Genomic DNA, 19,563 nt, shown 5'->3' with positions numbered 1-19,563 from the left:
CACTTTCTCCTTTATGAGTCCTTATTAGCTAAAATGGTAGTATTATGTATGGTCTCCAGTCTTCTAGATCAGAGAGTTAGAAATCCGTTTGAATTTTATGCAGCATATTATCCACCAATATATGCGGGTAGGAAGGCCTACACCATTGAGGAGCTTATGGACAGTATACGAAAAGTGGATGGATATTCGATTTTTTATCACGTATTCCATCCCATTTTTTCAAGCCATGTGGTACCCTACGACTTACATAACGACTTTGCGTTCTGGATTAGGGACGAGCTTCATGACGAGTCTCTGGCCTACAAGGTTTCAGATGTAGAAGGAACAGAGCCTAGAACTGTTGAGCAGGTAAGAGATGAAATCCTCAAGATCCTAGAGTCCTCTCAAAATAGGACTAGAGCCAATAAGCCGTTTCATTTTATTTCTTGTAGACCAGTGATATATGACACAGGAAAGAGGGCGTGGAGCATTGGCGAATTCATTGATGTGGTGTCAAGTATAACTATGCGATCAGTGGTGTATCACTTTGTCTTCAGGCGAGTTATGGGATACTCGAGCAGGAATGACTTCTCTACCTGGCTGGAACAGGAGTTCCAGGCCTCAACGATAGCTGACAGGCTTTCGAAAATAGATCCACAAACATATGTTAATGAGGAGGTTCTCAGAGAGGACATACTTTCTTTGATAGAGAGGGTGATTTACTCATGATAGAAAAATACGCTGAAATAATAGGAGAAAACGAGCTAGATGCAATCTACAGAATAGCTGAGAAGTTGAAGGGATTGTCAGTTCTTCATATTAATTCAACACCTAAGGGTGGTGGAGTAGCTGAAATCTTGAGCAAACTTGTCCCTATGATGAACGAACTGGGGATAAACACTCAATGGAAGGTCATAAGGGGGGACAATGAGTTCTTTAACGTAACAAAGTCATTTCATAATTCCCTACAGAACGGTTCGGGAAATGTAAATGATGAGACTTTCGCAGTTTACGAGAAATGGCAAAATATTAATGCATCGGAAATTCCGCTGGACTACGATGTGGTCTTCATACACGACCCTCAGCCTGCAGGATTAATCAAGGTAAGAAAGAAGGGAAAGTGGATATGGAGATGTCATATTGATATTTCCAATCCATATCCAAAGGTTTGGGAATTCCTTCGTAAGTATGTTCAGCAGTATGACGCCATGATAATATCGTCATCGGTATTTGGAAGAGAGGACCTTACCATCCCACAGTACGTGATTCCGCCGTCGATAGATCCCCTAAGCGTTAAGAACAGAGAGATATCACGATTTACTGTCGAGAGGATCCTAAGGAAGTTTGAGGTTGATCCTGATAGGCCACTGGTGACTCAGATTAGCAGATTTGACCGGGCAAAGGATCCAATAGGAGTAATATCTGCCTTTAAGGGGCTAAAGAAGCACATAGATGCTCAATTGGTCTACTTGGGAAGCCCCGCATCTGACGACCCCGAAGGGGATCAGGTATATCAGGAGACGGTAAAGGCAGCTGAAGGAGTGAAAGATGTTCATCTCTTAATGCTACCCCCCGACAGTGATCTGGAGGTTAATGCGTTCCAAAGGGGAGCAGACGTCGTAATGCAGAAATCGATTAAGGAAGGCTTCGGTTTAACCGTAAGCGAGGCCATGTGGAAAAGGAGAGCAGTAATTGGTGGTAATACGGGAGGAATTCCCTTACAGATAATCCATGGTTATACGGGATTCCTAGTGAATACGCCCGAGGAGGCCACACATTATCTCATTTACTTACTGCGAAATAGGCAAATAAGGGAGAAGATAGGTCAGGACGCTAGGGAGCATGTTAGAAATAACTTCCTGATGACTAGGGAACTTCGGGATTACCTAATGGTAATGTTATTGTTAATTCAAGGCTGAGAGCTTACGCCTGATCTGATTGGCTCCAATCTTTTTCGTAATATCAAAACGGCGGATCACAATTCTGAGCCTAATAGGGCAGGGCTCAGGCCGGGATTTGAACCCGGGACCACTGGGTCCACAGCCCAGCGCTCTAACCGAGCTGAGCTACCTGAGCCACGATAGACCCGTGAGATCTATATCAAATCCCTGTTTTTAAGCTCTTCCTTAACTACGTCAAGTATATTTCTAGCCACGATACTCTTGGAGTCCTTATTTATCTTTTTAATGAAATTATTTCCTACAATTATTACCTCATTGTACTCTGAAGCGAATCCGATGTCCTTTCTCGCAACGTTATTGGCTATAATGATGTCGAATCCATGCTTCTCCTTCTTGGCCTTGGCCTTCTCTATCAACTCTTCGTCATTGTCCGCCGTCTCAGCGGAGAACCCTACCAGAAAAGCCTTTCCCTTTAGTTCCTGGGAAATCTTTGGAGTCTTCTCCAGCTCAACCTTGGGAACTTCGCTGTGACTATCTATCTTCTTCTCCCTGGTCTGCTTAAACCTAAAGTCGGCAGGAGCAGCTGCCATTATCACTATCCTGTATCCCCTTTCCACCAGCGATACAACAGCATCTCTCATTTCAGCCGTCGTTTCAACGCTTACAGATTTTTGTACAAAACTTTTCACTCTGGAGCTCAAGGGTCCGTGAACAAGATAGACGTCTGCCCCCCTGAAGTATGCCTCATTGGCAATTGATACTCCCATGGTCCCGCTACTGGGATTACTGATATATCTTACAGGATCCATGTACTCCCTCGTGGGACCTGCAGTAATCACCATTTTTGCTCCCTTAAGGTCTTCTCCTCTCAACAACTGAACAATGAAGCTCCACGTTATGAGTTCCACGTCTGGGTAATGTGCTAGGTCGTTAACTATTTCAGGCTCGATTACCCTCACCGACATCTCCCTGAGCATTCCCAGTGCCCTCTTCACTTGTGGAGATTGGTACATGGGTAAATGCATTGCAGGAACGATGCACACTGGCTTACCGGAGCCCATGAAATTTAGGGCAGTAGATACCAGTGGAGAGTCAGCTACTCCCTCAGCGAGCTTCACAACTGTATTAGCCGTGGCCGGGGCAATCAAAAATCCATCATTCTCCTCTGCCAATTCCACGTGTTCCAGATCCCCGGTTAACTGTGAGATTACGTTGTTGCCTGTAGCCCATTTAAACATCTCAGGCGATATTAGCTTAACCGCCTCCTGGCTCATTATAACCTTGACGTCGCCACCTCTCCTCATCAGTGCCCTTGCCAGATCTAGTGACCTGTATAGAGAAATGCTCCCCGTGACTCCAAGAAGGATAGACTTTCCAAGAAGCTCTTTACTGACAGTTCCTACAATTTTCTTAGAAGGGTGCATCAGTTATCTTCACGCATGTATATATTCTACCGTTATAAAGCATTATAGCATGGTCGAATCGGTAGAAGAGAAGAGAGGGTACACCATTAGGACTGTGCGGGCAGATGATATAGATGCTATTATAAAGATTAACAGACTCACGCTACCTGAGAATTATCCCTACTATTTCTTCGTTGAACATGTGAGGGATTGGGGAGAGGCTTTCTTTGTGGCAACAGTAGATGGGGAGGTTGTAGGTTACATCATGCCCAGGATAGAGACGGGATTTAGCAACCTGAAGTCCTTCATTCCCCTGGTGAGGAAGGGACATGTAGTCTCGATTGCCGTGCTCGAGGGTTACAGAAGGAAGGGAATAGGTAAGCAATTGCTTACCTCCTCCATGGAGAAGATGAAACAGGTCTATGGGGCCGAGGAAGTATATCTAGAGGTTAGGGTAAGTAATTACCCTGCAATATCATTATATGAGAAACTTGGATACAAGAAAGTCAAGCTATTAAAGCATTATTACGCTGATGGAGAGGATGCCTACTTAATGGCAGCTCCTCTCTAAATTCAGTTAAGTTTTCTTTTTAGTTATCAAGCTATTCCTTCATAGTCTTGATTACGCAGTTATCAATTCCCCTAGCAACCTAATCTCAGAAATGGAGGTAGGGGAAGTAGCGGCGCCTGGACTTGAACCAGGGACCTCAGGGTTTCTCAACGGGTTTTACACCCATATATGAGCCCTGCGGCCTACCAGGCTGGCCTACGCCGCTGTTTTACCCTACCGAGACTAATAACAACTGTGGCTCATTTAAATCTTTCCTGGGGATGTCAGGATCCAAAAACACCCATACTACCGATATAGCAAAGCCCCGGCATATTTTATAGCTGGTTTCCTCACAATGCATAATCAGTGATGAGAAGAGGGTCGTATGATTAGTGATTAGCGCTGGAAATTCTGAAACCTTTTCTCCCATAACAGCTTTTAGTGAGGGGTTTAATGTTATCTTCACATGATTATTTCTGCTAGATCGGCACAGAAGGTAATCTTCTCGACTTGTAGGAGGCTTAAAATTGGAGATGGTGTAAGGGTAGAAAGCTATAAGAGGGACAGGTTTATAGAAATTTATCTAGTAAGTAACGATAAATATAAGATAATAGAAAACGGTTATAACAGGAGGGAACTAACTATATCGGGGCAGGAATTAAAGGACTTTCTAAAGGGGATACTTTCGATCGAGTTTCCCAGGAGTAACGTGCTTTACCTGAGCGAAGTACATAGTATAATATAAAACTTCATAAGAAAAACTGATAGATAAAAACTTTTTAAACTATTCGAGTTATATTTATGTGATTCTTATGCCACCCTTTAGTAGAGTTTTGGTTGCAAACAGGGGAGAAATTGCAGTAAGGGTAATGAAGGCAATAAAGGAAATGGGAATGACAGCAATAGCTGTTTACTCTGAGGCTGACAAGTACGCAGTCCACGTTAAGTATGCCGATGAAGCTTATTATATTGGACCCTCGCCGGCCTTGGAAAGTTACCTCAACATACCCCACATCATTGACGCAGCGGAGAAGGCTCACGCTGACGCTGTTCATCCTGGATATGGATTCTTGTCGGAGAATGCTGACTTCGTGGAGGCAGTTGAAAAGGCAGGAATGACTTACATAGGTCCCTCTGCTGAGGTCATGAGAAAGATAAAGGATAAGCTGGATGGGAAAAGGATAGCCCAGTTATCTGGTGTCCCCATTGCCCCTGGCTCAGATGGCCCCGTAGAATCCATTGATGAGGCTCTCAAGTTGGCTGAGAAGATAGGATACCCCATCATGGTTAAGGCCGCTAGCGGGGGTGGTGGAGTAGGTATAACAAAGATAGATACACCTGACCAGCTCATTGACGCATGGGAAAGAAACAAGAGGTTAGCTACACAAGCCTTCGGACGATCTGATCTATACATAGAAAAAGCCGCCGTAAACCCCAGGCACATTGAGTTTCAGTTAATTGGCGATAAGTATGGCAACTATGTCGTTGCTTGGGAGAGGGAATGTACTATTCAGAGAAGAAACCAGAAGTTGATAGAGGAGGCACCATCTCCAGCAATCACAATGGAAGAAAGGTCACGAATGTTCGAGCCTATCTACAAATATGGGAAGTTAATTAATTACTTTACCCTGGGTACTTTCGAGACAGTTTTCTCTGATGCCACAAGGGAGTTCTACTTCCTTGAGCTGAACAAAAGGCTTCAGGTAGAACACCCAGTTACTGAGTTAATATTCAGAATTGATCTGGTAAAGCTACAGATAAGGCTAGCTGCAGGAGAACATTTGCCATTCACGCAGGAGGAACTCAACAAGAGGGCGAGAGGTGCAGCAATAGAGTTCAGGATAAATGCCGAGGATCCAATAAATAATTTCAGCGGAAGCTCAGGTTTCATTACGTACTACAGGGAGCCCACGGGTCCTGGAGTGAGAATGGATAGCGGTGTAACGGAGGGAAGCTGGGTACCTCCTTTCTACGACTCTCTAGTATCGAAGTTGATTGTGTATGGAGAAGACAGGCAATACGCAATACAAACTGCCATGAGGGCACTAGACGATTACAAGATTGGCGGAGTCAAAACGACTATACCGCTATACAAGCTCATCATGAGGGATCCCGACTTTCAGGAAGGAAGGTTCAGTACTGCCTATATTTCCCAGAAGATTGACTCAATGGTTAAGAAACTGAAGGCCGAAGAGGAGATGATGGCTTCAGTGGCCGCAGTTCTTCAGAGCAGGGGACTCCTTAGAAAGAAGGCTTCAGCTCCTCAGGAGCAGGCGAAACCAGGCTCAGGATGGAAGAGTTACGGTATCATGATGCAGAGCACTCCTAGGGTGATGTGGGGATGAAACTGTATAGGGTTCATGCGGATACAGGAGATACCTTCATTGTGGCCCACGATCAAAAGGAAAACAAGGACAGACTAAAGACGGAAAATAACGAGTTTGAGATAGAGTATGTCGGTCAGGGTACAAGGGAAGGAGAAATAATCCTGAAGATTAACGGTGAGATGCACAGGGTCTTCATAGACAACGGATGGATAATTCTTGACAATGCAAGGATATTCAGGGCAGAGAGAGTTACAGAGCTTCCCACTCAGGAAGGACAGACACTGGACGAGATGATCAAAGGTAAGGAGGGAGAAGTGCTATCACCGCTTCAGGGCAGAGTAGTTCAGGTCAGGGTTAAGGAAGGCGATGCGGTGAATAAGGGACAGCCCTTGCTATCGATTGAGGCCATGAAATCTGAGACCATAGTGTCGGCACCAATAAGCGGGCTAGTGGAGAAGGTATTAGTTAAGGCAGGTCAAGGAGTAAAGAAGGGAGATATCCTAGTGGTGATAAAGTAAGCTGGTTATTCTGGGAGGCTTATGGAATTTCTTTTAAGAATATTTCTTATATGTTTTGAAAGTTCTTTTGAGTAACCCCTTCTTCCACCCTCCGCAATTATTAGTTTTGCCTTGGAGTTGTCCACGTAATATATTAAATCCTCAAAATCTGCATGATCACTAAATGCTATACTGGTGGATACCTTGTCTATCCTCTTAACGGGAACCTCAAATTCCCATCCGGAAAGTAGAAAGTTTGCATGAAGAGAGTCCCTTTGCTTGAATTGATTAAAGTGGAGAAACTCTATGTACCATCGGTCCTTCAATATGCCCTGGGCCTCGGCTTCCTCCTTGGAGAAGACGTCCTCGATTTGTATCCCGTTGGAGATGGCGATCCGCGTTATATCCCGTACCTTTCCGTCAACTATAAATGGGGCAATGACACCGTTCTTCCTAAGCACCCTCATTACCTCCTGTAACTTTCCGTGATAGCCGTATATTCTTACGGGCATTTTCACTACCGCGTCATTTATGAAATCCGACATCAGCTGTTCAACCTCTCCCTTAAACTTTCTCGTAAATTCCGGTTTGCCGTAAGTGGACTCTATAATTAGTATGTCAGGGTTAAGTATGGGGGTCCCCTTTTCCGGATTTTTGAAATCCCCTGTATAGGCTATGGTTTCCTCGTTGGTGATAATTTCTACTTGCGCCGATCCAAACACGTGATCGGAGGGGTGAAGAGTTAGTCTCTCTTCATCCACGTTGATCGTAACCCCGTAATTCAAATCTAGTCTCTTATTTCGGGCTATCTTATATCCGAGGACCTCAAGAACCTGCATAGTGGGTGGAGTAGCTATGACCCCTAAGCACTCCTTGACACTGCTGGAAAGCTGTAATGTGTGATCTGAGTGGAAATGTGTAACTATCCTGAAGTTCCTTTTCCAATGACCGTCAACTGTAAAGTTCTCGCCAATTAGTATTGCGCCGTTCCTCTCTATCCTGACGTTCATTCATAGGTAATAGGTCTTTACTCTAGATATTTTCATCTACAGGTTTTTCCTCTATTTTCTTGAGCTGTTTCGAGTACATCTCCATTATCTCCTGGTTAGTGGTAGCATCCTCTGGACTTTTGTCATCCCTCCATCTGATAAATCTTGGGAAACGTATGGATAGTCCTCCTTTTTCGCCTCTGCAACAGGTATGCAAGGGAGAAATCGTGATTTCGGCACCTATCACCTCAGCTACTAGGGTTGGCGATACCCAGACATCAGGGATCATGTCGGATACAACCCTTGGATGCTTCTGCTCCCTCTTGAGTTCGTTTATCTTCTTCTGCATCTCATCTAGTTCCTGGTCACTGAAACCAGAGGCAACCTTACAAACCGTCTCAAACACATCCTTCTCTGGGTTGTAAGCTGCCATAAGCAAGGAGCTAAACTTACCTCCCCTTTTACCCTTACCGTAAAAGGCACCAACTACCACTAGATCTACCGTATCAGCCATTTCGCTCTGGTAATCCCTCTTTAACTTTATCCATAGCCACCCTCTGGACCCTGCCTGGTATATGGAGTCTGGTCCAATCGACTTAACCATAACTCCCTCTGCACCCTCAGATATTGCTTGATAGAAGTACTCCCTTAGCTTATCCACTCTATCAGCAATTATATGTGACGCGATATGAACCTTGTCGTTACTTGCAAGAATCTCCTCAAGTTTGGCCCTCCTCTCTGGGAGAGGCTTCGTGGTGTAATCCTCTCCCTCAAAGAACATTAGATCAAAGAGGAATAGGTTGACCGGATATTCCTTTATGGCTTCCGCTATGTTATTTTTCCTTCTCCTATGCATAAGCTCTTGGAAGGGTCTCATTTCACCGCTCTCTGGATCAACAGGTACAATCTCACCCTCCACAATGAAGTTGTCACCCTTAACGAATTGTTTCACGTACTCTGTTACATCAATGTACTGGTCAGTTATATTTTCCATTCGTCTAGAGAAAATGGTGACCTTATCTCCCTTTCTATGAATCTGAGCCCTCTCACCATCATATTTGTAGTCCACTAGCGCCTTTCCGTTCATTTTCTCCATTATCTCCTCTGGATCGGGCAACCTTTCAGCCAACATTGGTCTGATTGGAATCCCAGGGGTTGGGGAAATATTCTTCAGTTTCTCTATTCCCTCAGTAGCTATTACTCTGGCTATATCGCCAAGGTCAGCCCTTAAGTTGTATGCCCTTTCGACTATTGGCCTATAGTCTGCAGATCCACCAAAGGTTATGGCCAACGCATCCAGTACCGTCGCATCTCCTATCCCTAGCCTTAGCCTCCCCTCAACAAATCTGACGAGATACTTGGCCTCTATGGGGGTTGCCTTCTTTATCAGACCAGCGAAAATCCTTATCTTAATGTCCCTGCTTCCCTCCCCAGTGCTAGTGGCTATCTTTACTAGCTCGTTATATACCTCCATCACGTCAAGTTCTCCGGCCTCCTGATTTCCTCCGACGAATGAGAGAATGCTCACGCCCTTTACCTTACTCCTCAAGGAATAGGCAACTTCACCTAGATCACCTATATTCTTGTATAGTTTTTCAACTTCCTCTTCCTTATTTCCATAGGCCATTGCTATTGCCTTAATCAGAAATTTCTCTCCCATTCCTATCTCAGGCATTCCTGTAAAGTCTGGCCAGAGCCTTCCCTGGATAAGGTACACTACCTTATCTATCACTTCCCTTTCAGTGTTCTTAAAGAGGTCCGAAAGAAGAGATGTTAGCTGTATTCTAGAGGATATTTTCTCAAGTCTGTCGAAATACTCTGCGATAAGCTTAAACTTCATATATGATTATTTGTAGGTTGTAACTTAAATAGGATTGGTGATGATCACTTAGAGCTGAACGATGAAGTATCAGAGTTACTCTGATAAGAGTTGAGCCCTCTATCTTATGAATGTAACGTGAGAATACTAAAGGTAAATGATTCTAGGGGATAGGGATCTCAAATACTACTTGGAAAAGAAGTGGATACTTGTGGACCCATTAACGGAAGATAGCGTTAGGGAGAACGGTATAGACATGAGAGTTGGTGGTGAGATTGCTAGGTTTAAGAATGTGGATAGGCCTTTCGAAGAAGGAATGAACCCTGACGACTTCTTCGTTAGGGAAAGGGGGAATGAGTTCGTGATTTGGCCCAATGAGCATGTGTTAATGGTAACGGAGGAATATCTTAGACTCCCGCAGGATATAATGGCTTTCGTCAACATGAGGTCCAGTTTTGCCAGGTTAGGCCTTCTAGTTCCCCCTACGATCGTGGATGCCGGATTTGAGGGCCAACTCACGATAGAGGTCATGGGGTCAGGATTTCCTGTCAAAATTAGAAGGGGTACCAGATTCCTTCATCTGATCTTCGCGAAGACTCTTACGCCCGTAGAGAACCCATATAAGGGAAAATATCAAGGACAAAGGGGAGTTACTATACCAAAGTTCACGAAGTGAGCTTCCAATATTTATCTTGGTTATCAAAGTATATACTTCCAGTCTTCCTGAGCTTTTGGAATAACTCATGTTCCTGTTTAGAAAGATATTTTTGAGCCTCTGTCTCGTCCGGTGTATGAATTTGAGTTAGTTTTGTGATAAAATTCTGAAAGAATGTGGGGTCTACTGCTATCCTTTCTTCGGCAGTCCAAATTATCTTGGCTCCCTGAGACTCGAGCCTATCAAAAAACGCGTCGAGGTTCTTGATGTTAGATAACTTACTCTCGTACATGACTCCCTGTTCCCTCAGATAGTCCATGGCACTTCTTTTCTCCTGTTGAGGCATCTTTTTCCCCTCCCTAGTCTCATCTCTCCTCTCTTTCTTGACCTCCTGGGGTTGAGTTCCAGGTTTGGTGGAAAGGGTTGTCTCAATTGTTTCAACTCTCTCAGCCAACTCCCCAAGCTTCTTCTTCACGTTTAGCAATTCCACTGTAAGTGGGTTCACTACGTCATCCATGACCTTAGAATCCTGAGGTCTTGTAGCCGGTGGGCTACCAAGAAGCTTGTATTTTACGTACTCTGAAAGTAGCACGAATCCGTTGTTCCTGGCCTCATCCTCCAGTCTCTTGTACTCCTCGTCTGATAATTTTATAATTAGACTTCTCATCCAAGAAATATCTCGCTTATCGATACATAAAAATTTGATTGTAAAAAGTAATACTACATTTGCTTTTCTAGGAGAGTATTCAAGAAGTTTTCCTCTTGCGGAACTCCTATGAATTCCACGGATTCATTCACGGCAACCGTCGGAACTGACATAACCTGATACTTCTCTGCTATGTCGGGATTCTCGTAGGACTCAACCACATCAGATATTACGTTGCACTTTTCTGCCTTGCAAGCTTCGTATGCTACCATGTGAGCTAGAAGGGCGGCATATGGGCAGTATGGACAAGAGGGAGTAACCATTACCTCAACCTTTACCTTTCCGTTTAGTTTCTCCCTTATTGCGTTCACAGTCTCAGGACTTAAACCGCTTTCGCCTTGAGATAATCTGACTATTGTCTCCACTAGTGCCCTTATTTCCTCCCCAAGTGGCGCACCTGTCCACCTTATCTTGCCCTCGAGGAAGGCGACTGTGGGAACCCTAGATACCTCATATTTTTTAAATGACTCCTTATCCTTCGCTAGATCGTGTACCTTTACCTTAAGCAAGTAATCTCCGTCTTGACCTTTTGGTGAGGCTTGTCTCACGAATTCCATAAACTTCTCCGTAACACCACAATACTGGCAATTGGGATTACTCGAGTCTATAAATACATGAGCCTCAACTTCCCCCTTCATGTCCCTTAAAGCGTCCACAAGGGCATTCTTCACTTCCTCTGTGAATAACTCAGCATATTCTTCCTCCATCTTTATCACTCTTTATACCTAGATTCTGGGGAAATAAAAGTTTATCATAAAGGTTAGAAATTGAGGAGTACTAGTATAGATTAAAGTAAATTTCGGAAGGAAAGTTACTCATTGAGAGTTAAGGGTAGTTTACATTTAATGTCTGATGGCCTCATTATTGTAACATTTCCGTTTGGTGATTCCTCTCTAATAATAATACCTTGAAATTTTTTAATTTTAACTGAGTTCTCCAGCCAACAATCTGGTAGAAGTCCAGCCTTTATGCAGGTCTCCGCGAGAAATGTTTCAGCGTCCCAGCAGTATTCCACAGGAACCTGCGGAAGGAGTAAACCTGAGTACATGATACCTTTCTCGACAATTAGGCCATCCTTACCCACCTCTATCATGGAAGGTAATTTTCTCCTATCATCGACCTCGATATTTTCAGGTTTGGTCAGTATGGTCACTTCTATTACCAGTTGATCTAGTTCTTCGGGCCTAACTGGTGGGAATCTAGGATCAGAAAATGCCGCTGCTAGCGCTGCTTTAGAGACGATCTCCTTGATGGGAGCCACAGCCTCTATGTAACCAATGCAACCCCTAAGTTCATATTTTCCCCCTAGATCAGACTCGAGTGTAACAAATGCCATCCCGTATTTATCTAGAACCGGGTCTTCAAACTTGGGACTTTCACCCTTACCTCTCAATCTTCTCTCAATCGAGGATCTAGCTATTTTCACCAGATTCTTCCCTACTTGCAGGTCTATGTCCTCTATGCTTAGTAGATTCATATGAATCCTTCAGTGATCTCGCCTTAATAAGAATCTCAGTGATCGTGTCCCAATGTCTACCTTTCCAGTACTCCTTTTTGCATTTCGTACAAACCCAAAGGTTTTTATCCTTTTTTTCCAGTATTCCGTTACATTCTGAACATCTTGATGCATCCGGATTGATGTCCAGTAATAGCCCGAACTTATGTGATAGAAGAGCTAACGTCTTCTCTATTTCCTCATCAGGCAAGACAAGGAAACACTCAATGGAGTTTTTCTTGGCCCTGTTACAGAGACCCCTATCTCTGGTTAGTATAATTCTGTTCTCATTCTTGGCTATTTTCAGTATTTTCCAGTCCTCCATATCCTTGAAATATAGAGTATCGTAACCCAAAATCCTGAGCCAGCGGCCCAGTTTTCCCAACATGGCGTCAACTATAAACTTCTGATATGCCATGGAACTTAAACTAGGCTGTTGTATGCAATAATCAATATTAAAAACCATGCAACAATCAATGTTATAATTCCCTTCGTGTAGGCAGTCCTTCCCAGTTCCATATTAAGGACAAACTTAGCCACGGGTAATGAGATGAGATAGATAGCTATCACTATTAATAACGAGTACAGAAAGCTCTGGGTAAAGGCTGAGATTAGGCCTGCAACCCCACCTAGAATCCCTCTAAAAACTAATAATTTATCCTCGGGCTCCACAATATAGCCTACGGAACGATGTCTATAAAGTTATCAAGAAAACTTTCAATGAGCTATATTGATCTAGTGGCCTGGTTAGCTGAGAATAGGGAGAGGTTGGTCGGTTGTAGAATAGATAACATTTTTGCTACTAATTTACCGCATCTGTACATCTTCGTTATTCATTGCCATAACGGCGATTCTCAGCTTGTGATCCAGCCCGGTAAAAGGGTACACTTTACAAAGTTTAACCATGAGAGACTGCTTGATTCGAAGGCAAAGATGCTACGTGAGTTAATAAGGGGTGAACTGATAGAAGACGTTGACGTCGTTAATGGAGAAAGGATTTTAAGAATGAAACTAAAGGACAGAATTGTCTACATAGAGCTTCTTCCAAAGGGTACGTTAATCGTGACTGATAACGATAACAGGATCAAGTTTGCACTGGAATATAGGGAGTTCAAGGACAGAACACTGAAGCCTGGAGAGCTCTACGTTCTACCTCCATCTCCAACAGAGCTAAAACCTACCGAGATAGAAAGCTATCTAAAGAAGGGCGCCCTTTCTAGGGTTCTAGGAGTTCCACAGGAATTTCTTAATATTCTCTCAATAAATGCAAATAATCTAGATGAAGTGGAGGATGCTAAGAAAAAGCTAGGAAAAGTCATGCAAGATATACAACGTGGTGTAATTCAGCCTTGCGTGGATTTAGAGAGAACAGTATGGCCAGTTCGCTTCCCAGGATGTACTGAGTTACCCAGTTATAATGAGGCCTTGGATAACTATTTCACCTCGTTGGAAAAAGCGGAGCTTGAGAAACTGGTTGATGAGGGAGAAGAGAAGAAACTTGAGGCCACCATCTCCAAGCTCAAGGAGACTTTGACTAAGATGGAGGAGGAAGCTGAGACTTTAAGGAAGAAAGGTAAGGCAATAATGAATAATTATCTAGAGGTTGAGGAAAAGATTAAGGAGGGTGTGAAGGAAATAGAGATTGAAGGGTTAAAGATAGAAATAGATCCCAAGATTTCAGCTTCTAAAAATGCATCTCAATATTTTGAAAAGGCCAAGGAATTAGATGCAAAGATAAGGAGGACAAGGGAGACAATCGAGGAGTTGGAAAAGAAAAAACAGGAAATTAAGGCTAAGTCTAAGGAGATCATTGAAGGAAGCAAGATTCTGGTAAGAAAGAAGGAGTGGTATGAAAAGTATCATTGGACCATCACATCCAACGGTTTCATTGTGATAGCTGGGAGGGATATTGACCAGAATGAGAGTATTGTGAGGAAAATGCTAGAGGATAGGGATATCTTTATGCATGCAGATATCCAGGGGGCACCAGCCACTGTGATTAAGAATCCAGTTGGTATAGGAGAGCAGGATCTAATGGACGCTGCAGTGTTGGCAGGTTGTTACTCCAAAGCGTGGAAAGTGGGGCTAGCTAGCATAGATGTGTTTTGGGTTTACGGAGAGCAGGTCTCAAAGTCGCCACCCTCAGGCGAATATCTGCCCAAGGGATCCTTCATGATCTATGGGAAAAAGAATTACATTAAGAACGTGAAACTGGAGTTGACAATTGGGGTAAACGTGGAAAGCGATTACAGGATTGAGGTGGGTTCATTTGAGGCTATTTCCAAAAGATGTAAGGTATTTGTCACCATAACTCCAGGAGATTCTGATCCAGAAAAACTAGGAGATAGAATCAGCAGGATATTCGCTAGGGAACTGGGTGTGGATGGGGTTAAGGCTCTGAAGGATGAAATAGTGAGGATGATTCCAGGGAAATCCAAAATTAAGGGAACAACACAACAGCTGGCTAACTCAACCGGATTGAATCTTAAGGATTAAGATATGCCAGCTTATTCCGCATCTTACTTATAGCTCCCTGAGGCCTCTGGTTCAAACTACCAATAGTTGAGTCAATGAAACATTCTATCTCTAGACCCTGAAAGTATAGTCGTGTTTACTTTTTAACTCCTAACAAAAAGATAGATTGTTAATGTCTAGTAGATGGGCATCTAGATGGGAATTAATAAAGATTACAGTTAACGGAAGACAGGAAACAGTGTGTTATGACCAAGAAACTAAGCTATACTTATGTCCAAGATGCGGACCGGAATGCTTGAAGGGAGGGATACCAACATCGGGTTCATATTTCTTCAACCAACAGGATTTACTCAATCATTTGTTGGCTCATAGGTACGAGTTATGGAATAAGAAGAAACATAAAGAGGTTGAGGTTGAGGAAGAGGGCGGAGAGGAGGATGAGGACGAGGAGTAAGGTGGCTATAGTTGGGGCAATGACAATAGATGAAATTGTAAATGGCCAACAGTTGCTGGAAAGACCGGGAGGAGCTCCCGTGTACTCGGGCCTCGGAGTAACCATGGCAGATGGCGTAGCTGGAGGCTACGTCTCAGTGGGAAAGGACTTTAATTATGATATTCCATCATATCTAAAAATAATTGAAAAAATAATATTTGAGCGAACAATGAGGTTCCTACTGGTCTTTAACGGAAATACTAGGAGACTAACACTGAAATTTTCTCACGGTAAAATCCCATTACATCTTGAAAAATTGTCTTCGTGGGATGGGATTCTGCTTAACCCAGTATGTGGAGAGATATCCTCTTCAATTTTCGAATTTAAGGCAATAGCTGTGGATATACAGGGTTTCATAAGAAATTGTGTTGAAGGTCAAGAAATTTCCTATACCAACAAGTTTAACGTAAGGGTTAAGTCTGAGCTCTCAGTGTTTCACGCAAATAGAGATGAACTTTTAGCCAGTGGTTTATCAATTGATGACCTTCATGAAATGGGATATCAAGAGATAATCATCTCGAACGGGAGCAACGGTTTCCAACTATATACTAAGAACGAAGAACTAAAGCTAAAGCCAAAGGTCGTGGGAAGTTATGAAGTGGGGAACGGTGATTTTCTCTTGAGTTCCTATTTCACGTTAAGGCTCAATGGAGCTGATCCGAAGCTGGCCTCACAATATACCCTGGAACTGTCAGAAACATTTAGCACTCAAGGGCTGAACGTATTGCCTCGTTAAGGTCCATGTTCTCCCAGGCTCCCAATCTCCCGCATTCTCTCAGAAAGGCTGGTCTCTGTCTCTCTTTCTCGCCATATAGAAGACACTCATTGATGTATCTAGCCCTTAAGGACAAGACGTTCTCTCTAGATTCAATGAATCTCGTTCTTTTGAGATCAAGGATTATCCTGTCCACATCAGGCAGTTTACCCTTGTGATAGAAACTGTAAATGTAATATAGTCGTTCATTATCGGGAAAGCCTATGATGTGGGAGAAAGCTATACCCGATTTTCCATTGACGTAGGCGTCCCAATCTCCAATCTTCCTGTCAAGGAGTACCTCCAGGATAAGACAGCCTATTGCGTCTATCCTCTCGTTCAGTCCAAGGCTTCTATTAAGTCTCTGTCTGGACCCGGTGTTTAGAAGAATTCTAAAGTCATAAATTCCCCTGTTAGTGAACAAGGTCCCGTTGGTTATCCTCACCGGATAACCTCTCACTATCTTTACCTTGCTGGCTAAATAACTCAATATTTCTGGAAGATTTCTGATAAACAGAGATTTTCTAGGAGGTATTATCCAGCTAGGAAGTGTTTCGCAAACGGGACATACTTTTGACCTTAAATGTACCTCATCCACGATCCTTAAGGAGAGATCGATTTCGGCGAGATCTGCATCAGGATATATCTCAAGTATTTCCTTCTCTCTGCCCACTAGGGGTGGCAAGGCCGGTATCTTAACATTGTCCATTTCCTCCGCTCCATATAATCCCCCATAATTCGCCTGCTCCTCAATGATCGTAGCTCCTTCACGTTTAGCTAGGACTAACCCTGTTATTCCTGCACCAATAACCAGGCTCACAGGTATCCGTATTGAGTTTCTTCAATAAAGTTTAAGATGCAAAGACACCGTCACTAATTACCTTATCGTCTCTTATAACAGGTGACTTTGGAGACCTTTGCGAATAAATTTCTCCTCTTATCAATTTCATTATCTGATCTCTTATCTCGTCATCAGTAAAGTAATCCAGTGTTATTCTAATTCCATTAAATTCAATCGTGGGGTTCACGAGGTCATAGAGCAAATCCATACTTGCTTCTACTTCTATGTTCCCAATCCGATACGATCTGATCAATTCATATATGACCGGAATTACTCCTTGATCTCCATTGGTTCCAAAGATCACCCTAATTGTACTCATATCAAGATTATCATTCGACCGTATTCTTGATTTAAAATATCCCAGTTGATATTACCAACCTTCTACATGTTGTTTCTACTCGGAATAGTTTCGTTGATCACTCCTCTCATTTTATATTTCAGGTCGACTGAAGCTGGATGGAAACATTTGACAGATATACGCCATACATAATTCTCTTGCTTCCAATAATCTTGGCATTAGTATTTAGGAACCCTCTTCTCCTCTCCCTATCTGGTATATTATTGGTTCTAATGCTATATACTGGCTCAATAAAGATTCCTGTAAATGTTAGTTTTCCAATAAAGAGAGGAGATGGAATAGCGCATTCGATAGAAAAGGGGTTGATTATTCGAGGTATTTCTGCTATTGGGGTTGTCATCGTAGACGATATCCCCTATGATTATAGGGATCTTTCGGACTCATCATTAAGGGCCTCGATAAATGCCTTTCATAAAATAACCAATATAGGGGAACATGTGGATATTATTTTCAGGAAAAAATATATCGATCAGAGAATATATACCGAAAGACTACTTAATAAATTACAAAATCTCAGAATAATAATAGAAAATGACCCATCTAATGCCAAGGCAAAGAAGGAGATGGAACTTCTTCAGAGTATTTTAGATAGGTTGGAGCAAGGAGAGAAACCTTTCTCGTATCAGGTAGTTCTGTTAGTCCATGGAAAGGATAAGCAAGAGGCGAGAAGTCTCGGTGAGGTTCTCATAAGGGGTTTAGAGAGCCTCAATATCAAATCGAGGTTCGCCACAGTCAAGGAGATAGAGGATATCCTATCTCTTAACCTTACTAGGTTTAGGAAAGAGGGATTGCCTTCACAAATACCGTTTCTAACTCCATTCTCCCTGGAGAAAATGCCGGCAGTCGAGAAGTGGGGAGACGGAATATATCTGGGAAAGGATATGGAAAGGCAAGTTCCGGTATTCTGGAACGTGGAAAAGTCCGAGAACCCTCACATCATGATAATAGGTCCAACTGGATCTGGAAAAACTGAGTTACTAATTTGGCTCGGGAGCCTAATGTCCCTACAATATTCAGTTCCAGTTGTATTTTTTGACGTAAAGGGAGATATTAGGACGAGGTTGAGGAGATATGGCTTCAACTTCAAGGTTCTGAATCCTCTTTTCTATTCACTGAAGTTACTGGACTTTCCCTACGTGGCCCCGTCAATAAAACCATTGTTTATAGAAAAAATAGTAGGAGTTTCATTTAAGCTAAATCGCGAAGAGAGGGCAATACTTTTCAATGTGTTGAATAGGCATCTAAAGGAAACCCATGGGAGGCCTGAGTGGAGAACCGTACTAAGGGACGAGGAAATAGGGGATAGATACTCCATAAGAAGATCCTTGGAACTAGTGGACTCCTTTGACTCTGACGGTCCGTTTATCTTGGACGGTGTGACACATGGAATAAACGTGGTGGACTTAACTCAATTAAAGGATGAGACTCTGAGGAGATTTGTCATATACTCCTTTATATCAATGCTTTATGCTTACTACTCCTCCGATGCAGATGTTGGTCTTAGGGTAGGTTTAGTGGTGGATGAGGCGTGGACAATCCTTAAGGACGATGATGAATATGGAATAATAGGTGATCTAATAAAGAGAGGCAGGGGTCATGGTATATCCTTGTTGATGGCTACTCAGAACATTCAGGATCTTGGACAAAACGCGGACATATTCATGGATAACATAGGTACCCTTTGCTTCATGAATAATGGGGATAAGAATTTCTGGAAGGATGTGGTTAAGAGGTATTCCAATATTCTGGATGGTGAAGTTGAGAATAGATTGACATTCCTAGGTAGAGGGGAGATGTTGGTCAGATTCCTGGGAGATCCAAGGCCAATCCTTGTGGCCCACAAACCGTTAACTGGAAGCTCTTTCCAGAATTGACTGCAATCCTGCCTTAATCTTGTTATACAGTAACTCGTCCTTAACACCCGAGATAGAGATTTCCTTTATATCCTCCTTGTCTAACACGATGTTATACTCTATCTTGTCCGTCGACTTTGTGTCCTCTAGAATCTTACTCATGGCATTCATGTAGCTCTTGGGCAAGCTCAACTTCTTTTTAACAAGTATTTTCATTGACGGCGGAGAAAAGTATATCTCGCCAATTATCTCGCCCTTTCTGTTTTTTATATAATCAAGGCTCACCTTACCGCCTCTGGAGGGGACGTACCCAGACTCTATCACGCTCAGGAGATATTCATAGAACTCTAACTCCTTTTTCAATGAAGAGATCTTACCCTCTAGGAACTTCCTAAGTTCGTCTGTATTAGTCTCCACATCTACTAATAAACCCACAGTATTATTTATAAGCAAGGTGTTGGTTAAGAT

General features: G+C 43.0%; 22 protein-coding genes and 2 tRNA genes. 11 read left to right on the top strand and 13 right to left on the bottom strand.

The window, feature by feature from the left end:
* The first annotated feature begins 48 nt into the window (after positions 1-48).
* Together ACI49J_RS11070 and ACI49J_RS11065 are read left to right on the top strand one after the other, a co-directional pair.
* Positions 49-708, top strand: a complete 660-nt coding sequence (locus tag ACI49J_RS11070) for a DUF5752 family protein (protein ID WP_240253906.1) — start codon at positions 49-51, stop codon at positions 706-708.
* Positions 705-1,898 carry a glycosyltransferase gene (locus ACI49J_RS11065; protein ID WP_240253908.1) on the top strand — a complete coding sequence of 398 codons (1,194 nt, stop codon included), beginning with the start codon at positions 705-707 and terminating at the stop codon, positions 1,896-1,898. Before ACI49J_RS11070 ends, ACI49J_RS11065 begins: the two co-directional genes overlap by 4 nt.
* 82 nt (positions 1,899-1,980) lie before the next feature.
* Here the strand turns inward: ACI49J_RS11065 and ACI49J_RS11060 are convergent.
* A tRNA-His gene (locus ACI49J_RS11060) sits at positions 1,981-2,055 on the bottom strand.
* 19 nt (positions 2,056-2,074) lie between these two features.
* A complete protein-coding gene (gene coaBC / locus ACI49J_RS11055; protein ID WP_318552071.1) occupies positions 2,075-3,304 on the bottom strand; it encodes a bifunctional phosphopantothenoylcysteine decarboxylase/phosphopantothenate--cysteine ligase CoaBC in 1,230 nt (409 codons plus the stop codon).
* Between the two features lie 49 nt (positions 3,305-3,353).
* Between coaBC and rimI the strand changes: the two genes are divergently transcribed.
* Complete coding sequence (gene rimI, locus ACI49J_RS11050) at positions 3,354-3,854, top strand: ribosomal protein S18-alanine N-acetyltransferase (protein ID WP_011921290.1); 501 nt, start codon at positions 3,354-3,356, stop codon at positions 3,852-3,854.
* 107 nt (positions 3,855-3,961) lie between these two features.
* Here the strand turns inward: rimI and ACI49J_RS11045 are convergent.
* Positions 3,962-4,059, bottom strand: a tRNA-Met gene (locus tag ACI49J_RS11045).
* Between the two features lie 240 nt (positions 4,060-4,299).
* On the opposite strand from ACI49J_RS11045, the gene ACI49J_RS11040 reads away from it, so the two are divergent.
* The 3 genes from ACI49J_RS11040 (at position 4,300) to ACI49J_RS11030 (ending at position 6,678) form a co-directional block, all read left to right on the top strand.
* Positions 4,300-4,578 carry a hypothetical protein gene (locus ACI49J_RS11040; RefSeq protein WP_240253914.1) on the top strand — a complete coding sequence of 93 codons (279 nt, stop codon included), beginning with the start codon at positions 4,300-4,302 and terminating at the stop codon, positions 4,576-4,578.
* A 67-nt stretch (positions 4,579-4,645) separates the two neighbouring features.
* A complete protein-coding gene (locus ACI49J_RS11035; protein WP_011921292.1) occupies positions 4,646-6,178 on the top strand; it encodes an acetyl/propionyl/methylcrotonyl-CoA carboxylase subunit alpha in 1,533 nt (510 codons plus the stop codon).
* Positions 6,175-6,678 carry a biotin/lipoyl-binding protein gene (locus tag ACI49J_RS11030; RefSeq protein ID WP_011921293.1) on the top strand — a complete coding sequence of 168 codons (504 nt, stop codon included), beginning with the start codon at positions 6,175-6,177 and terminating at the stop codon, positions 6,676-6,678. Before ACI49J_RS11035 ends, ACI49J_RS11030 begins: the two co-directional genes overlap by 4 nt.
* 5 nt (positions 6,679-6,683) lie before the next feature.
* Here ACI49J_RS11030 and ACI49J_RS11025 read toward each other — a convergent pair whose 3' ends face one another.
* The gene (locus tag ACI49J_RS11025) at positions 6,684-7,667 is read right to left on the bottom strand and encodes an MBL fold metallo-hydrolase (protein ID WP_011921294.1); all 984 of its coding nucleotides are present in this window, start codon (positions 7,665-7,667) and stop codon (positions 6,684-6,686) included.
* 22 nt (positions 7,668-7,689) lie between these two features.
* A complete protein-coding gene (locus ACI49J_RS11020) occupies positions 7,690-9,486 on the bottom strand; it encodes an ATP-dependent DNA ligase (protein ID WP_011921295.1) in 1,797 nt (598 codons plus the stop codon).
* Positions 9,487-9,622: 136 nt separating this feature from the next.
* Here ACI49J_RS11020 and dcd point away from each other — a divergent pair, with 136 nt between their 5' ends.
* Positions 9,623-10,141, top strand: coding sequence for a dCTP deaminase (gene dcd / locus ACI49J_RS11015; RefSeq protein WP_011921296.1), 519 nt, complete (start codon positions 9,623-9,625; stop codon positions 10,139-10,141).
* On the opposite strand, the gene ACI49J_RS11010 is transcribed toward dcd, so the two are convergent.
* The 5 genes from ACI49J_RS11010 to ACI49J_RS10990 form a co-directional block, all read right to left on the bottom strand.
* Positions 10,131-10,787, bottom strand: a complete 657-nt coding sequence (locus ACI49J_RS11010) for a hypothetical protein (RefSeq protein ID WP_011921297.1) — start codon at positions 10,785-10,787, stop codon at positions 10,131-10,133. The two genes, dcd and ACI49J_RS11010, sit on opposite strands and share 11 nt — an antisense overlap.
* 53 nt (positions 10,788-10,840) lie before the next feature.
* Positions 10,841-11,533, bottom strand: a complete 693-nt coding sequence (gene pdo / locus ACI49J_RS11005) for a protein disulfide oxidoreductase (protein ID WP_011921298.1) — start codon at positions 11,531-11,533, stop codon at positions 10,841-10,843.
* 104 nt (positions 11,534-11,637) lie between these two features.
* Complete coding sequence (locus ACI49J_RS11000; protein WP_409366425.1) at positions 11,638-12,303, bottom strand: TIGR00296 family protein; 666 nt, start codon at positions 12,301-12,303, stop codon at positions 11,638-11,640.
* Positions 12,239-12,739 carry a Mut7-C RNAse domain-containing protein gene (locus ACI49J_RS10995; RefSeq protein WP_409366424.1) on the bottom strand — a complete coding sequence of 167 codons (501 nt, stop codon included), beginning with the start codon at positions 12,737-12,739 and terminating at the stop codon, positions 12,239-12,241. Before ACI49J_RS10995 ends, ACI49J_RS11000 begins: the two co-directional genes overlap by 65 nt.
* A gap of 5 nt (positions 12,740-12,744) precedes the next feature.
* Positions 12,745-12,993 (bottom strand): hypothetical protein, encoded by a 249-nt coding sequence (locus ACI49J_RS10990; RefSeq protein WP_240253920.1) that lies wholly within the window; start codon positions 12,991-12,993, stop codon positions 12,745-12,747.
* A 48-nt stretch (positions 12,994-13,041) separates the two neighbouring features.
* On the opposite strand from ACI49J_RS10990, the gene ACI49J_RS10985 reads away from it, so the two are divergent.
* The 3 genes from ACI49J_RS10985 to ACI49J_RS10975 all read left to right on the top strand — a co-directional run bounded on the left by ACI49J_RS10985 (position 13,042) and on the right by ACI49J_RS10975 (position 16,025).
* Positions 13,042-14,817 carry an NFACT RNA binding domain-containing protein gene (locus tag ACI49J_RS10985; protein ID WP_409366423.1) on the top strand — a complete coding sequence of 592 codons (1,776 nt, stop codon included), beginning with the start codon at positions 13,042-13,044 and terminating at the stop codon, positions 14,815-14,817.
* Positions 14,818-14,968: 151 nt separating this feature from the next.
* Positions 14,969-15,250: a hypothetical protein gene (locus ACI49J_RS10980; protein WP_409366422.1), complete on the top strand. Its 282-nt coding sequence runs from the start codon at positions 14,969-14,971 to the stop codon at positions 15,248-15,250.
* Positions 15,210-16,025, top strand: a complete 816-nt coding sequence (locus tag ACI49J_RS10975) for a hypothetical protein (RefSeq protein ID WP_342781131.1) — start codon at positions 15,210-15,212, stop codon at positions 16,023-16,025. Before ACI49J_RS10980 ends, ACI49J_RS10975 begins: the two co-directional genes overlap by 41 nt.
* Here the strand turns inward: ACI49J_RS10975 and ACI49J_RS10970 are convergent.
* Both ACI49J_RS10970 and ACI49J_RS10965 read right to left on the bottom strand, forming a co-directional pair.
* Positions 15,991-16,863, bottom strand: coding sequence for a hypothetical protein (locus tag ACI49J_RS10970; protein WP_240253930.1), 873 nt, complete (start codon positions 16,861-16,863; stop codon positions 15,991-15,993). The two genes, ACI49J_RS10975 and ACI49J_RS10970, sit on opposite strands and share 35 nt — an antisense overlap.
* Before the next feature lie 31 nt (positions 16,864-16,894).
* Entirely contained in the window at positions 16,895-17,203 is a 309-nt protein-coding gene (locus ACI49J_RS10965) for a hypothetical protein (protein ID WP_240253931.1), read from the bottom strand.
* A 137-nt stretch (positions 17,204-17,340) separates the two neighbouring features.
* Here ACI49J_RS10965 and cedB point away from each other — a divergent pair, with 137 nt between their 5' ends.
* On the top strand, positions 17,341-19,116 hold the full coding sequence (cedB, locus tag ACI49J_RS10960) for a DNA import protein CedB (protein ID WP_240253937.1): 1,776 nt from the start codon (positions 17,341-17,343) through the stop codon (positions 19,114-19,116).
* Here the strand turns inward: cedB and ACI49J_RS10955 are convergent.
* Positions 19,090-19,512 (bottom strand): hypothetical protein, encoded by a 423-nt coding sequence (locus tag ACI49J_RS10955; RefSeq protein WP_409366421.1) that lies wholly within the window; start codon positions 19,510-19,512, stop codon positions 19,090-19,092. The two genes, cedB and ACI49J_RS10955, sit on opposite strands and share 27 nt — an antisense overlap.
* Between the last annotated feature and the right edge of the window lie 51 nt (positions 19,513-19,563).

It is taken from the genome of Metallosphaera sp. D4-4, assembly GCF_046245145.1.
GTDB lineage: Archaea > Thermoproteota > Thermoprotei_A > Sulfolobales > Sulfolobaceae > Metallosphaera > Metallosphaera sedula.
This window is presented reverse-complemented; position numbering and strand designations above follow the sequence as displayed.

What these genes read in the sequence shown, in the direction of transcription:
- ACI49J_RS11070 (WP_240253906.1), top strand. Translation starts at nt 49, where the DNA reads ATGGTCTCCAGTCTTCTAGATCAGAGAGTTAGAAATCCGTTTGAATTT.
- ACI49J_RS11065 (WP_240253908.1), top strand. Translation starts at nt 705, where the DNA reads ATGATAGAAAAATACGCTGAAATAATAGGAGAAAACGAGCTAGATGCA.
- coaBC (WP_318552071.1), bottom strand. Translation starts at nt 3,304, where the DNA reads ATGCACCCTTCTAAGAAAATTGTAGGAACTGTCAGTAAAGAGCTTCTT.
- rimI (WP_011921290.1), top strand. Translation starts at nt 3,354, where the DNA reads ATGGTCGAATCGGTAGAAGAGAAGAGAGGGTACACCATTAGGACTGTG.
- ACI49J_RS11040 (WP_240253914.1), top strand. Translation starts at nt 4,300, where the DNA reads ATGATTATTTCTGCTAGATCGGCACAGAAGGTAATCTTCTCGACTTGT.
- ACI49J_RS11035 (WP_011921292.1), top strand. Translation starts at nt 4,646, where the DNA reads ATGCCACCCTTTAGTAGAGTTTTGGTTGCAAACAGGGGAGAAATTGCA.
- ACI49J_RS11030 (WP_011921293.1), top strand. Translation starts at nt 6,175, where the DNA reads ATGAAACTGTATAGGGTTCATGCGGATACAGGAGATACCTTCATTGTG.
- ACI49J_RS11025 (WP_011921294.1), bottom strand. Translation starts at nt 7,667, where the DNA reads ATGAACGTCAGGATAGAGAGGAACGGCGCAATACTAATTGGCGAGAAC.
- ACI49J_RS11020 (WP_011921295.1), bottom strand. Translation starts at nt 9,486, where the DNA reads ATGAAGTTTAAGCTTATCGCAGAGTATTTCGACAGACTTGAGAAAATA.
- dcd (WP_011921296.1), top strand. Translation starts at nt 9,623, where the DNA reads ATGATTCTAGGGGATAGGGATCTCAAATACTACTTGGAAAAGAAGTGG.
- ACI49J_RS11010 (WP_011921297.1), bottom strand. Translation starts at nt 10,787, where the DNA reads ATGAGAAGTCTAATTATAAAATTATCAGACGAGGAGTACAAGAGACTG.
- pdo (WP_011921298.1), bottom strand. Translation starts at nt 11,533, where the DNA reads ATGGAGGAAGAATATGCTGAGTTATTCACAGAGGAAGTGAAGAATGCC.
- ACI49J_RS11000 (WP_409366425.1), bottom strand. Translation starts at nt 12,303, where the DNA reads ATGAATCTACTAAGCATAGAGGACATAGACCTGCAAGTAGGGAAGAAT.
- ACI49J_RS10995 (WP_409366424.1), bottom strand. Translation starts at nt 12,739, where the DNA reads ATGGCATATCAGAAGTTTATAGTTGACGCCATGTTGGGAAAACTGGGC.
- ACI49J_RS10985 (WP_409366423.1), top strand. Translation starts at nt 13,042, where the DNA reads ATGAGCTATATTGATCTAGTGGCCTGGTTAGCTGAGAATAGGGAGAGG.
- ACI49J_RS10980 (WP_409366422.1), top strand. Translation starts at nt 14,969, where the DNA reads ATGTCTAGTAGATGGGCATCTAGATGGGAATTAATAAAGATTACAGTT.
- ACI49J_RS10965 (WP_240253931.1), bottom strand. Translation starts at nt 17,203, where the DNA reads ATGAGTACAATTAGGGTGATCTTTGGAACCAATGGAGATCAAGGAGTA.
- cedB (WP_240253937.1), top strand. Translation starts at nt 17,341, where the DNA reads ATGGAAACATTTGACAGATATACGCCATACATAATTCTCTTGCTTCCA.